The sequence below is a fragment of the Aeromonas sp. s7(2024) genome, from assembly GCF_040907825.1.
In the GTDB taxonomy this organism is placed as follows: domain Bacteria; phylum Pseudomonadota; class Gammaproteobacteria; order Enterobacterales; family Aeromonadaceae; genus Aeromonas; species Aeromonas veronii.
This window is the reverse complement of record NZ_JBFOCM010000010.1, coordinates 22599-36817: the sequence shown is the minus strand read 5'-3', so window position 1 is coordinate 36817 and position 14219 is coordinate 22599. Positions and strand designations below refer to the sequence as shown.

Sequence of the window (14219 nt, the reverse complement as noted above, 5' to 3'; positions counted from 1 at the left end):
TTGAGAAACGGTTATGCATACTCTGGAACAGTTGCGCGCAGGTGAACTGTGCGGTGCCCGCCATCTGAAGCTCTCTGAAAACCTGACGGAGTTCCCCACCGAGATTTTGAGCCTGAAAGAGACGCTGGAGGTGCTGGATCTCACCGGCAACCAGCTAAGCGCGCTCCCTGACGAGCTGGCCGGGTTTGGCAAACTGCGCATCATCTTCTGCTCCGAGAACCGCTTTACCGCGCTGTCCGGCGCTCACCATGGTGGGTTTTAAGGCCAACCAGATTGCTACCGTCTCGGCCAAGGCGCTGCCCGCCGGTTTGCGCTGGCTGATCCTGACCGACAACGCAATTGAAAGGCTGCCCGATGAGCTGGGCCAGTGCGACGCCCTGCAAAAGCTGATGCTGGCGGGCAACCGCCTGCGCGAGCTGCCGGCAAGCCTTGCCAACTGTCGCAATCTGGAGCTCCTGCGCATCGCCGCCAACCGCATCGAACGCTTCCCCGAGTGGCTGCTGGCGCTGCCTCGCCTTTCCTGGCTCGCCTACTCCGGCAACCCCTTTAGCGAAGGGGCGGAGGCGCGCGCCATCGATGATGCCCATGTCGCTCCCCTTGCCTGGGAGACGCTGGCGCTGGGCGAGCTGCTGGGGCAGGGGGCATCCGGCGTTATCCATCGCGCCACCCTTGTGGCTAATCCTGCTGATGAAGTGACTCAGGCGAGCGATAGAGGCGATGGCAGTCAGGTGGCGGTCAAGCTGTTCAAGGGGGAGGTGACCAGTGACGGGTTGCCCCGCTGCGAGATGGCAGCGTCGCTGGCGGCGGGCACTCATCCAAACCTTATCAAGGTGATGGGCAAGGTGGCGGATCACCCCTCCGGTATTCCGGCGCTGGTGATGGAGCTGATCGACCCGGCCTTTGCCAATCTGGCCGGGCCGCCGAGCCTGGATTCCTGCACCCGGGATGTCTATCCCGAGGGGCTGTATCTGAGTGTGCCGGATGCGCTGGCGATGGCCCAAGGCATCGCCTCGGTGGTGGGCCATCTGCACCGCGCGGGCATCATGCACGGGGATCTCTATGGTCACAATATCCTGTTTGCCCGTGGTTCTGACGCGCCGGCTCGCGCCCTGCTGGGGGATTTTGGTGCGGCTTCCTTATATGACCGCTGCGACCGCGAGCGGGCCGTAGGCCTTGAGCGGTTGGAAGTGCGCGCCTTTGGTTGCCTGCTGGAAGAGCTGCTGGCCCATTGCGATACGCAAGACTCAACGCTCGATGGGTTGCATCAACTCAAAGCGGCCTGCCTCTCGGAACTCCCCACCGATCGTCCCGATTTTGCTTATATCGAGCGTCAGCTGGCGGCTGCTCGCGCCACGCTGTCGTGATTTTTCTGGCGTTGGCAGGCACGTTTTGGCCTGCCAACGTCATTCCTTTTATTCATTCATCGCCATACACCCATGACGTTTTTGCATGGGTTGGTATACCTCTGCCCGTCATAAGCACAGCCAATAGCGCCCATTGCGACAGCGAGGCGCACAGAAAGGTGACGTCACGCCATTCGCCCGATAACACGCAGAGGCTGCGCGGCAAAAAGGGGAGAACAGAGGGTTGCGCGGTGCCGGTTAAGTTGTGATATTGAGGCATCTTTAGTACAGAAGGGTAATAACGATGGAAGCTGCGTTTTGGCATCAGCGTTGGGAAGAGAACCGGATTGGCTTTCATCAGGCGGACTTCAACCACTGGCTGCAATCCTGGTGGTCAGCCCAGCAAGCGGACGAGCCGGTGCTGGTTCCCCTGTGCGGCAAGTCCCGCGACATGCTCTGGCTGAGCGCTCAGGGTCATCCGGTCGACGGTTTCGAGCTATCGAGCCTTGCCGTCAGCCAGTTCTTCAGTGAAAACCAGCTCGCCGCGACTGTGAGCGAAGTGGGCCCTTATCAGTGCCATCAGGTGGACAGCCTGCGCATTTTTCAGGGGGATTTTTTCGCCGCCCCCGAGTTGGGTCGCCGTTATCGGCTGGTCTATGACCGCGCGGCGCTGATCGCCCTGCCGACCGCGATGCGCCGCCAGTATGCAGCCCTGATCAGTTCGCTGGTCGAGACCGGTGGCCAGATCCTGCTGGTGACTCTTGAATACCAGCCGGAGCAGCAGAGTCAGCCCCCCTTCTCGGTGGGTGAGATGGAGGTGCGAGCCCTGTTCGAGCGCGATTTTCGCATCGAGGTGCTGGGGCGCGCCGCCGAGGTGGATCACCCGCGGGTGCTGTCGGGTCAGCTCTCCTACTTCGATGAGGTGGCCTACCGGCTGGTTCGCCGTGGCTAACGGGCAGCTAACGGGCAGCTAGCGGGCGGGCAAAGGGTGATCTGCGCCGACAAATCGTCGGGCTGTGCGCTCTTCGCTACCTCCTTTGACGTAGATCAACGTGACTGACGGGGGGAGTGCCTAATATGAGGCTGTTTCTCAATCACTGTTGGCATTGCAAAGCGAGTATCGGGTCTTTCCCGCTTGCTGATCAGCAACTCAGTGTCTGATTTTCACGCTCATGTTCACTTTTGGCGGCTTTGGTCGCAATTGTTATGGTTTTTCCAGCCGACCCTGATGGGTCGGCTTTTTATTGCCTGCGATATGCCGTGGGAATGGAAAAACGGGGGATGTCGAGGCCTGATCAGGCCTCGAAAGTGGCGGCATTGAGCCGAAATGCCCGTGGATCATCGATAAACTGGCCGGTGATCCGCTCGTCATGTTCGTGCCCCTGACCATAGCTGCAGAGGATCAGCCGATCGGAGGTGCGCGAGCGCAGCTGGGTGATAAAGCGCACCAGATCGGCGCGGCTCAACTTGCCCACCTCGTCGCAGACTCTTTCGCGCTGATCAAACCCCAGATCCTTGTTGCCGATGCTGACCCACAACCGCTGGCCGCGACTGCGCAGATTGGCATCCCGCTCGCTCAGCTGGGCTTGCAGCCCTGCCTTGCTCTCCTGCCACTGCTGCTCGGTAAATTCGAGCATGGCGAGCGGGAAGAGGTCGATAAACTCCTCCACCGCATCGAGCAGGATCTGCGGCCCCGCCACCGGCGACTGGATATAGAAGATCAGGCCCGGGTGGCGATTGAGGGGCAGGTTGCCGGCACCCACCACATACCCCAGTTGCTGACGGGTACGCAGCTCGTGGAAGAAGGTGGAGGACATGATGTGGTTCGCCAGAGTGAAGCAGGCGAGATCCCGCGCACGGGTGGTGCGGGACTGGTAGTAGACCAGCAGTGCCGAGTCTTCGTGATCGCAACCCTGCTCGCGAATAAGGGTGCCTCTGTCCTGAATGGAGATGAGCGGGCGGCGGGTCTCGCCGCTCGGCTTGCTGCTGGTGCCATTGATGTCGCTCAGGTGACGCTCCATCAGGGCGGCCAGCTCCAGCGCTTCGGCGGCAGTCCAGTCGCCGTGTACCAGTGCCTCGACATGCACCTCGCCAAACAGCTGGGCCACGAAGCCGGGCATCTCTTCCAGCTCTACCGTGCGCAGGTGGCGCAGCAACTGCTCGAACGGCGGGTTGTTCGGTTGCAGCAAACTGGTGAGCTGGTTAAAGAGCTGGGAGATGGGGCGCGCCTTGGACTGGTTATCCCAGTTGCGGATGAGCTGCTCCTTGATCTCGGCGAAGCGGCCCGGATCCGGATACCCCAGGGTGCGGTTGCCGAGGATCATGTCGAGCAAGAGTGGCTGCTTGTCGGCAAAGCCGCTCAGGTTGATGGTAAAGCCCCCCTGATGGGCATAGATCTGATAGCCCAGCCCCGCCAGCTCCGCCGGATAGGTGAGGGCGTTGAGGTGGTCGGCCAACAGCTCCACGGCGAGGCGTGCCATGGCGATATTGCGCGGATTTTTGACCGCATGTTCGCTGTCGATGGAGATATAGAGATTGCCCTTGGGCACGCTGAACAGGTGCTCATGGAGGTGCCATAGGCGAAAACCGGGGCGATCGATAAGGCAGGCGGGCATGTCGGCGGCAAGCTCTGGTGTGCGCGGATCGAGCCTACTGCTGATAAAGGGGTTGGGCTTGGGCAGCGCCAGCGCCGGATCCGGCTCGCTTTGCTGCCAGCGAATTTTCTCGGCCTCGGTAATGGTCGCCACGCTGTAGGGGGTCTGATACCAGCGGGCCAGCCGATCGGTCGCCACTTCCGGCGCAGTGATGGTGATGCGCAGGTTGTGCGGGGTGAGTTTGGCGAGGAAGCGGCGGATCAGCGGCTCGTCATATTCGCGCATCATGTAGTCGCCGTAGAGCAGATCCTCAGGTTTGTAGCTAAAGAGGTTGAGCACCAGCCCCGACACCGTATCGAGGGGGCGGCCGCGCTCCTGAAAGCGAAACGCCGATTCGAGCACGGTCCGTTTTTCGTCATAGCGCCAGCTCTGCAGTCCTTCGCGGCCAATCAGTTTCAGATAGCCAAACAGGGCGGCGAGGATGTCGTCCACATGCTCAAGGCCCAGAGGGGTGAGGCCAAAGTTGACGCCAAAATCCTTGAAGTTGGCGCCGCTGATGCCACCACCTGCCGAGAGCTGGTTGACCCAGCCTTTCGCCTTGAGCAGGGAGAGCAGGCTGCCATCCCCCTCATAACCAATCAGATGGCTCAGGAAGGTGAGGGGCTTTTTGTCGTAGAACTCGTCCACATTGGGCAGGGGGAAGCTCAGCGACAGCTTGCGGGTCTCCTTGACCGGATTGATGTGGATGCGCACGCCGAGATCGTCGAGCCGGTAGAGCGGCATGGTGAGGGTCGGGGTTCCCAAATTGCGATTCAAAATGGGAGCAAAGTAGCGACAGCACCACTGCAACTGGGTATCGATGGATTCCGGCGAGATCATCACCAGCGCCATGCGATCCGCGCTGTAGTGGCTTTCGTAAAAACGGATAAGGTCGGAGCGCAGATCCCGTCCCGGCAGATCGGCCAGGGTATCGAGGTTGCCCACCGAGAACTTGGAGAAGGGGTGCGCCGGGTTGACCGTCTCTTTATGCACCTGATAGCTGCGGCGCATGTCGTCCTGCAGCTTGAGGCGATACTCGGAGTCGACCGCGTTGCGCTCCTTGTCCACCCACTCCGGATCAAACGTGGGGCAGATGAAGAACTGGGAGAAGCGATCCAGCCCCGCTTCGAAGAAGCCGTTGTCGATCTCGAAGAAGAAGTTGGTGAACTCGGTGCCGGTCCAGGCGTTGTTGCTGCCGCCATGACGGCTCATAAATTGCTGGTACTCACCAGGTTTGGGGTAGGTGCAGGTGCCGAGAAACAGCATGTGCTCCAGGAAATGGGCCATTCCCTGCCGGTCGGCGGGATCGTCAAAATGGCCGGTATTGACCGCCAGCGAGGCGGCGGATTTGTCGGTGTCGGGATCACAAATCAACAAGACCCTGAGCCGGTTGGCCAGCTCCAGAAAATGGTATTGCCGATGGTCATTGGGACTGGCATATGGGCTCATTGGCGTGTGACTCACGTTGGATTTATTTGAATTTAAACATGATTATCGACCCCGCTATCCCGTCAGGCAAACCCTTTTCTGAGAGGTAGCGCAATTGTTTCCACACCCGTGGCGGGGTAAGATCCCCCGGCTATCAAAACAGGCCCGTTGGGCGAGGTTGTAATGAAGATCTATATCATGCGTCATGGCCAGGCTGGCATGAATGCGAAAACAGATGAACAGCGTCCATTGACCGAGCAGGGTATTGAAGAGTCTATCCAGATGGCCCGCTGGCTGGCGCCTCAGCTGATTGGCCCGTTGGATCGGGTGATCCACAGCAACTATCTGCGGGCACGCCAGACCTGGCAAGCCATATGCAGTGAATTACCTGACGCAGCAGCCGTTGAAGAGAGTGGCGACATTACCCCTTACGGTGATCCTGCTTTCGTGGCCAGCTACCTTACCACTTTGGCTGAACAACATGACCAGATCCTGATGGTCAGCCATCTGCCGCTGGTGGGTTATCTGGTGCAAAGCCTCTGCCCGGCCGCAGGAGCACCCATGTTCGCCACCTCGGGGATCGCCTGTATCGAGTGGCACGATGGCAAAGGAGCCTTGCTCTGGCTCGAAGGGCCGCATACAATAGGCTAAAAGTTAATAAAAAGTTATAGATTGAATTTTTTGGGAAGAGATGGGCGAGTTTTCCGGATTTTTATAAATATTTTACGGAATTAATTCGCAGAAGCTGCTGTCATACGGATACAACTGCAAGAGGTTGCAAACGATGAGAGTGTTCAAGAAGTACCTGCCACTGATGGTGGCAAAGCATGTCAAAACCTTCTTTAAAGGTCGGATTTACATCCATGGTCGGGGGCGGTTTGATTTCCAATCCGGTTTGTTGCTGATGCCGAATCCGGCGGATATTCCCCACCGCCAGACAGTCACCGAGGTCAACGAGCTGATCTCCAGACTGCACATGGATGCCGCGTGATGCGCTTCTGAACCTGTTTCTGCACTGATATGCCCGCACTTTTGCGGGCATATTTGTTTCTGGCGACTGGCGTTCACCGCGTGGCTGTTCAGGCCCACACCTTTGTTTATCTCCCATCGCCCCCTATACTGGCCCGCTGTTGTCTCTTCGGTCTGGATCTTCTCATGCCCCTTGCCTTTCTGTTTCCCTTTTCCTGCATTGCCATCTGGGCTGGCAATGGCATCGTCAGCAAACTGGCGGTTGGTGTTTTGTCTCCCGCAGCCTTGGCCTGGTCGCGCTGGGTGGTGGCTGCGCTGGTATTAAGTCCGTGTCTGGCCCGTCGGGTATGGCGTGCGCGTGCCCGTCTGCGCGCTGGCCTTTGGCAGATCGCCATGTTGGCCTCGCTGGGCATGGTGCTCAACCAGACTTTTGGGTACTACGCGGCGCAAACGCTGGGGGCTACCGAGATGGGGTTGATGATGGGACTGACGCCGCTGCTGACCGTGCTGTTCAGTATCTGGCTGCTGCGCGAGCGGCCCACCTGGGGCGCTGTGCTGGGGGCGCTGCTTTCCCTCCTTGGCTTGTCTATCTTGCTGGGGCAGGGGGATCCGACCCGGCTGTTTACCCAAGGCATTCATATCGGCTCTGTCTATATGCTGATTTCGGCGGGAACTTACGCCCTTTACAGTGTGCTGCTCAAGAAGTGGGATCTGGGGCTCGACAACTGGTCGTTGCTCTACGGTCAGGTGATCTGCAGTGTGGTGATCCTGACGCCCTTCTTTTTGCTGGTGGATGGCCAGTGGCCGGATGGCCGGGCCCTGTGGCTGATCCTCTATGCCGGTATCCCCACTTCGGCGCTCTCGCCCTGGCTCTGGATGCAGGGTATTGCCCTGCTCGGTGCCAACCGTACCGCCATCTTTATGAACCTGCTGCCGGTGATGACGGCTGGCCTTGCCATCACCCTGCTGGGTGAGCGGTTGACCAGCTATCACCTGATCGGGGGTGGACTGACCCTGCTGGGTGTCTTGCTGGCACAGTTGCTGGTGCGTCCGGTGGCGATGGGTCGCCGCCGGGTGGTGTTGGCACCCTGCCCCGAAGAGTAATCTTGCGTGAAGGTGTAGAGGGGCCAAGTGGCCCGTTTGGCCGCCAATGAAAAGCGCCTGCAGCAATGCAGGCGCTTTTTTATGGTTACATCTTCCTAGCCGGTTACTGGGCAACCAGATAGAGCTCCTTGCTGTAGACCACATCCTGCGGGTTAAGGTGGGGGTAGCCTTTCACGAAAGGCTTGAGCAACCTGGATTTGACCGAGAAATAGATGGGGGCGATGGGGGCATCCGCATCAATGAGTGCCTCTGCCTGTTGATACAAGGCATTGCGTTCAGCGGGATCCAGCGAGTCGTGGGCCTTGGCCAGCAGGGCGTCGTACTCCTTGTTGAACCACTTGCCGCTGTTGGCGCTGCTGCTGGAGGTCATGATGTCGAGGAAGGTGGAGGCGTCGTTATAATCCCCGTTCCAGCCATAGCGGCTAACCCCGAAATCCCCCTCGTTGAGTGCCGAGACCATGGTCTTCCACTCCATGTTGTTGAGGGTGGCAGTGACCCCCAGGTTGTGTTTCCACATGGAGGAGACGGCCAGCGCAATCTTTTTGTGGCTCTCGTTGGTGTTGTAGAGAATGTCCACTGTGAGTGGCTTGTCCGGGCCATATCCCGCTTCGGCCAACAGGGCTTTGGCTTGCTTGATCCGCTCCTCTTTGCTCTGCAGCTGGCTGGCCGGTTTTTTCAATTCAAAACCGTCCACAATGGGGGGCGTGAAGCTATATGCGGCAATTTGTCCCTGTCCCAGGATCTTGTCGGTGATGGTCTCCCGGTCGATGGCCAGCGAGAGCGCCTTGCGTACTTTCGGATCATCGAACGGTTTGCGTTGGGTATTGAAGACATAGTAATAGCTGGCCAGTGTGGGGACGCTGACCAGTTCTTCCGGGCTCTTGCTCTTGAGCTGTTTGTACTGCTCCAGCGGATAAGTGGTGTAGTGCAGTTCACCGGTGCGATAGCGGTTGTAGGCGGCGGTTTCCGAGACGATCTCCAGATAGATTACCTTGTTCAGGACGGTGTGCTGGTTGTTCCAGTAGTGGGTGTTGCGCTCGGCGCTCAGCCGCTCGTTGGGGGTCCACTCCTTGAGTACAAAGGCACCGTTGGAGACGATATTGCCCGGTTTGACCCAATCCTTGCCGAATTTTTCAATGGTGGCCTTGTGGGCCGGGAACGTGGTGTAGTGGGCCAGCGTCTTCAGGAAGAAGGGAACCGGATTTTTCAGGGTGACCTGCAGGGTGTGGTCATCGAGCGCCTTGATCCCGAGCTCTGATGGGCTCTTCTTGCCCTGGGTCACCTCGCTTGCATTGACCACTCCGGTCAACTCGATAAACCAGGCGTAGTTGGAGGCCGTCTTGGGATCGGCCGCCCGTTGCCAGCCGTAGACATAATCGGCGGCGGTGACCGGTTCACCGTTTGACCACTTTGCCTCGGGTCTCAGCTTGAAGGTGTAGACGGTACCTGTCTTGTCGACCTCGTAGCTGACGGCGCCTGCTGGTTTGATCTTGCCGGTATTATCCAGCTCATAGAGCCCTTCAAACAGATCGTTGACGATGGCACTACCGGCGGTCTCTTCTACCAGCTGGGGGTCGATGGTGGTGGGTTCGGTGCCGATATTGGTCACGTAGATTTGTTGGGCATCCGGCAGCAGCTTGGTACCGGCAGGCACCTGGGCAGCCCAGGCGGGAAGGGCAAACAGTCCGGCTACCATGCCGGCAATGAGAGTCTTGTTCATTGATAATCCTTGAGTTTTATTTGCTTCCAAAGCGAAATCAGTGTGCTGGATTGGCGATCGGATCTCAAGAGGCAATGGCTAAGGGAGCAGCAGGCCCATCAGACTCCATTTTTAATGGCTCAAGGCCAGTCAGCTCATGGCTTGTCGCAGGTTATTGCCACGAATTAAGGGTCCGAAAGTTATCGATTGAAACCCAATAAAAAGTGTCTTTTACTATAACGTGAGGCGAAATAGCCTATTTAATAGGCCGCTTAATTCGCTGCAAAAACAAAAAACAGACGTTACATTAGGTTACAAATCAAGGCCGCCGGTGATCGGCATTTTTTTTGCTGACGCCTGCAAACGTTTTCAATGCCAACGGATGCGATCTAAAGGAACAAAAATGCGAAACATGATCACCATGGGTGAGTTCATCGTCAAAAAGCAGGCGGATTATCCTACCGCGACCGGCGAGCTAACCTCGTTGCTCAGCTCGATCCGCCTTGCTGCCAAGGTGGTGAACCGGGAGATCAACAAGGCGGGACTGGCGGATATCATCGGTTCCATGGGCGCTGAAAACGTACAGGGCGAGGTGCAGCAGAAGCTGGATGTTTATGCCAACGAACGCTTCAAGGCGGCGCTGGAAGCGCGCGGCGAGGTGTGCGGCATGGCCTCGGAAGAGGAAGAGGACTTCGTGGCCTTTGACTCGCCACTCTCCAAAAACTCCAAGTATGTGGTGCTGATCGACCCGCTCGATGGCTCTTCCAATATCGACGTCAACGTCTCGGTCGGAACCATCTTCTCCATCTACCGCCGTTTGAGCCCGCAAGGTTCGCCGGTGACCCTGGAGGACTTCCTGCAGCCGGGCAACCGTCAGGTCGCCGCCGGTTATGTGGTTTACGGCTCCTCCACCATGCTGGTCTACACCACTGGCTTTGGCGTCAACGGCTTTACCTACGACCCCTCCATTGGCTGCTTCTGCCTCTCCCACGAGAACATCCGCATTCCGGAAGAGGGCAAGATCTACTCCATCAACGAGGGTAACTACATCAAGTTCCCGGACGGGGTGAAGAAGTACCTCAAATATTGCCAGGAGCGCGACGAGGCGACCCACAGACCTTATACCTCCCGTTATATCGGCTCCCTGGTTTCCGATTTCCATCGCAACCTGCTCAAGGGCGGCATCTACATCTATCCGTCCGGCACCAACTCGCCGAACGGCAAGCTGCGCCTGCTCTATGAGTGCAACCCGATGGCGTTTCTGGTGGAGCAGGCTGGTGGCAAGGCCTCCGACGGTTTTGGCCGCATCATGGATATCCAGCCCACCGCGCTGCACCAGCGTACCCCTTACTTTGTTGGCTCGACCAAGATGGTGGAGCGCGCCGAGGCCTTTATGCGCGAGTTCTCCGCCCATGAGGATCCTGCCAACCAGGGCTGAACGTACGCAGTAGTCAGATAGCAAATAAAAAACGGGAGCCGATATGGCTCCCGTTTTAGTTGGCGTTATCTCTCTGGCTCGCCGCCAGCACTGCAAATGCTTACAGGCTGTTGTTGGCAAGATCTGCCAGCAAGCCATCCACCAGTTTCAGGCGCATGGCGCGCTCCTGGGTTGGCATCTGGAAACGCAGCCGGGTCGGCCCGTCCATCTTGTAGACTCGTGGCTGGCTGGAGAGCAGCTTGACCAGATAGGCCGGATTGACCTTGGTCTCCTGGGTGAAGTCGAGATAGCCGCCGCGCTCGCTCATCTCCACCCGGCGAATGCCAAGGGCAGTGGCACGCTGACGGAAGGCAGCCAGCTCCAGCAGGGTTTTGGTTGCCTCCGGCAAGAGGCCGAAGCGGTCGATCAGCTCCACTTTCAGCTCGCGCAGCTCCTGCTCATCCGCCGCACTGGCGATCCGCTTGTACATGGAGAGGCGCATGTTGACGTCCGGAATATAGTCATCCGGCAGCAGCGCAGGCAGGCGCAGCTCTACCTCGGTGTGCTGGCTCATCAGCTGCTCGAGCGACGGCTCCTTGCCATTTTTCAGCGCCTCGACCGCCTGCTCCAGCATCTCCATATAGAGGGTGAAGCCGACCGATTCAATCTGGCCGCTCTGATCGTCGCCGAGCAGTTCGCCCGCGCCACGGATCTCCAGATCGTGGGTCGCCAGCGCAAAACCGGCGCCGAGATCTTCAAGCGAGGCGATCGCCTCCAGCCGCTTGGCCGCATCCTTGGTCATCAGCTTGGGATGGGGGGTGAGCAGGTAGGCATAGGCCTGATGATGAGAGCGGCCAACCCGGCCACGCAGCTGGTGCAGCTGGGCCAGACCGAGATGATCCGCCCGATCCATGATGATGGTGTTGGCGCTCGGTACGTCGATACCGGTCTCGATAATGGTGGTGCAGACCAGCAGGTTGAAGCGCTGGTGGTAGAAGTCGGACATGATCCGCTCAAGGTCGCGCTCGCGCATCTGGCCGTGGGCGATGCCGATGCGGGCCTCTGGCACCAGCTCCGCCAGGTCGGCTGCGCACTTCTCGATGCTCTCGACATCGTTGTGCAGATAGTAAACCTGACCGCCACGCTTCAATTCCCGCAGTACCGCCTCGCGTACCACTGCCGGTTCGTGCTGGCGGACAAAGGTCTTGATGGCGAGCCGCTTGGCGGGCGGAGTGGCGATGATGGAGAGATCCCGCATGCCGGACATCGCCATGTTGAGGGTGCGCGGAATGGGGGTGGCGGTGAGGGTGAGGATATCCACATCGGCCCGCAGTGCCTTGATCTTCTCCTTCTGGCGCACCCCGAATCTGTGCTCCTCATCGACGATGAGCAGCCCCAGATCCTTGAAGGTGAGTTCGGAGCCGAGCAGCTTGTGGGTGCCGATGATGATGTCCACTTTGCCCTCCGCCAGCTCTTTCATCACAGCGCTCTGCTCCTTGGCGGAGCGGAAGCGGCTCAGTACCTCGACCCGCACCGGCCAGTTGGCAAAGCGGTTGCGGAAGTTGTCGTAGTGCTGTTGCGCCAGCAGGGTGGTGGGCACCAGCACGGCAACCTGCTTGCCGCCGTGCACCGCCACAAATGCCGCCCGCATCGCCACTTCGGTCTTGCCGAAACCCACGTCGCCGCACACCAGTCGGTCCATGCTCTTGGCCTGACACATGTCCCCCAGCACCGCATTGATGGCGTTGAGCTGATCGTCGGTCTCCTCGAACGGGAAGCTGGCGGCAAACTGGCGATAGGCCTCTTTGTCGTGCTTGAAGGCAAAACCGGCGCGAGCGGCGCGATGAGCGTAGACATCCAGCAACTCGGCTGCCACGTCGCGCACCTTCTCCGCCGCCTTGCGCCGCGCCTTGCTCCAGGCTTCACCGCCGAGCTTGTGGCTGGGCGGGTTATCAGAGCCTGTATAGCGGCTGATAAGGTGCAAACTGGTGACCGGCACGAACAGCTTGTCGCCGCCGGCATATTCAAGGGTCAAAAACTCGGTGGGCAGGCCACCGGCATCGATGGTCTCCAGCCCCAGATAGCGGCCGACCCCGTGATCCAGATGGACCACCGGCTGACCCTGGGTCAGCTCGCCCAGGTTTCTGATCACCGCATCGGAGCTCAGGTTCTTGCTCTTCTCTCGCGCCCGCTTGCTGCGCACCTTGCCGCCCAGCAGCTCGGTTTCGGTGATCAGCGCTAATGGATCCTGACCTGCCTCCTGCCACAGGAAGCCACGTTCAAGCGGTGCCACCAGCAGGCCGTGGCGATCCGGGCTCGCCATAAAGGCGCCGAGAGAGGGGAACTCCTTGGGCTGCAGTGAGATACGCGCCAGCAGATCGCCGAGTACCTCCCGCCGTCCTTCGGACTCCACTGCAAACAGGGTGCGCCCGGCAAAACCGTGCAGGAACTGGTTAAGCGCCAGCAGGGGTTGCTCATTGCTGTGATCGAGTTGCAGGTCCGGCAGCGCCTCGATGGGCAGATCGTGCTGACCGGCATCGCCCGCGGTGGCGGCCTCTTGCAGCCGCACCGCGCCATATTGGCCCAGAGAGGCAAAGAGCTGCTCCACCGGCAGATAGAGCTGGGCCGGGGGTAGCAGGGGGCGAGTGTTGTCCCAGCGTCTGTCTTCATAGCGCTGGCCGATATCGTTCCAGAAACGCTGGGCGGCGGGGTAGATGTCCCCCACGGTGAGCAGCAGGGTCTCTTCCGGCAGGTAGTCAAACAGGCTGGCGGTCTGGTTGAAGAAGAGCGGCAGATAATACTCGATGCCGGCGGGCCAGCGCCCCTTGCTCACCTCCTGATAGACGGAACCCTCGGCCCGCGACAGCTCGAACTGCTCGCGGAACTGGCCGCGAAACAGCTCGATGGCCGCCTCGTCGGTGGGGTATTCCCGGGCGGGCAGCAGGCTGACCGTCTTGACTGGTTCGCTGGAGCGCTGGGTTTCGGGATCGAATGGGCGGATGGAGTCCACTTCATCGTCGAAGAAGTCGATGCGATAGGGGCTGCTACTGCCCATGGGGAAGAGATCGAGCAGGGAGCCGCGAGCGGCAAACTCGCCATGCTCAAGCACCTGATCCACCGCCACGTAACCCGCCTCGGCCAAGCGGCCGCGCAGCTGTTGCAGGTTGAGGTGCTGACCGGCCTTCACTATCAGGCTGTATTTGTCGAGATAGACCCGGGGGGCGCAGCGCAACATCAGGGTGGAGATGGGGACAATCAATACCCCCTTGCTCATTTGCGGCAGCTTGTAGAGAGTCTCTAGCCGCTGGGAAATGATGTCCTGATGAGGGGAGAAGGTGTCGTAGGGCAGGGTCTCCCAATCGGGGAACAGCAATACGGGAGCGGACTGATCGGCCAGTTGCTTGCCTGCCAGCAAATACTGTAGTTCCTGCTCCAGGCGCAGGGCGCTCGGGGTATCGGCAGTGATCAGCAGTACCGGCCCCTTGGCTTCACTGGTGAGACGGGCTGCAATCAGCGAGAGGCTGCTGCCGACCAGCTGGCCGAGCGTGATCTTTTGGCCCGCTTTGGCGGGCAAGGCGGGGAGTGTCATTGGCATGATTCGATTCTTTTAACGTTGACGTTATCTA

Annotated in this window: 8 protein-coding genes and 1 pseudogene; 6 read left to right on the top strand and 3 right to left on the bottom strand. The window is 59.4% G+C overall.

What is annotated here, in order from left to right; genetic code table 11:
• Positions 1–13 precede the first annotated feature (13 nt).
• Together AB5Y73_RS02680 and AB5Y73_RS02675 are read left to right on the top strand one after the other, a co-directional pair.
• Positions 14–1364: pseudogene (locus tag AB5Y73_RS02680) on the top strand (leucine-rich repeat-containing protein kinase family protein).
• A gap of 283 nt (positions 1365–1647) precedes the next feature.
• Positions 1648–2295: a thiopurine S-methyltransferase gene (locus AB5Y73_RS02675; RefSeq protein WP_106843800.1), complete on the top strand. Its 648-nt coding sequence runs from the start codon at positions 1648–1650 to the stop codon at positions 2293–2295.
• A 343-nt stretch (positions 2296–2638) separates the two neighbouring features.
• Here AB5Y73_RS02675 and AB5Y73_RS02670 read toward each other — a convergent pair whose 3' ends face one another.
• Positions 2639–5425: an insulinase family protein gene (locus tag AB5Y73_RS02670; protein ID WP_043825550.1), complete on the bottom strand. Its 2787-nt coding sequence runs from the start codon at positions 5423–5425 to the stop codon at positions 2639–2641.
• Positions 5426–5587: 162 nt separating this feature from the next.
• Here AB5Y73_RS02670 and sixA point away from each other — a divergent pair, with 162 nt between their 5' ends.
• From sixA to AB5Y73_RS02655, 3 genes are all read left to right on the top strand, one after another.
• The gene (sixA, locus tag AB5Y73_RS02665) at positions 5588–6055 is read left to right on the top strand and encodes a phosphohistidine phosphatase SixA (protein ID WP_021230584.1); all 468 of its coding nucleotides are present in this window, start codon (positions 5588–5590) and stop codon (positions 6053–6055) included.
• 133 nt (positions 6056–6188) lie between these two features.
• A complete protein-coding gene (locus tag AB5Y73_RS02660) occupies positions 6189–6395 on the top strand; it encodes a DUF1107 domain-containing protein (protein ID WP_005336998.1) in 207 nt (68 codons plus the stop codon).
• Positions 6396–6559: 164 nt separating this feature from the next.
• Entirely contained in the window at positions 6560–7477 is a 918-nt protein-coding gene (locus AB5Y73_RS02655) for a DMT family transporter (RefSeq protein WP_181497362.1), read from the top strand.
• A gap of 103 nt (positions 7478–7580) precedes the next feature.
• Here the strand turns inward: AB5Y73_RS02655 and AB5Y73_RS02650 are convergent, their stop codons facing one another.
• A complete protein-coding gene (locus AB5Y73_RS02650) occupies positions 7581–9197 on the bottom strand; it encodes a peptide ABC transporter substrate-binding protein (protein ID WP_181497361.1) in 1617 nt (538 codons plus the stop codon).
• 382 nt (positions 9198–9579) lie between these two features.
• Between AB5Y73_RS02650 and fbp the strand changes: the two genes are divergently transcribed.
• Positions 9580–10614 carry a class 1 fructose-bisphosphatase gene (fbp, locus tag AB5Y73_RS02645; protein WP_005336993.1) on the top strand — a complete coding sequence of 345 codons (1035 nt, stop codon included), beginning with the start codon at positions 9580–9582 and terminating at the stop codon, positions 10612–10614.
• Between the two features lie 100 nt (positions 10615–10714).
• Here fbp and mfd read toward each other — a convergent pair whose 3' ends face one another.
• The gene (mfd, locus tag AB5Y73_RS02640) at positions 10715–14182 is read right to left on the bottom strand and encodes a transcription-repair coupling factor (protein WP_279499653.1); all 3468 of its coding nucleotides are present in this window, start codon (positions 14180–14182) and stop codon (positions 10715–10717) included.
• Between the last annotated feature and the right edge of the window lie 37 nt (positions 14183–14219).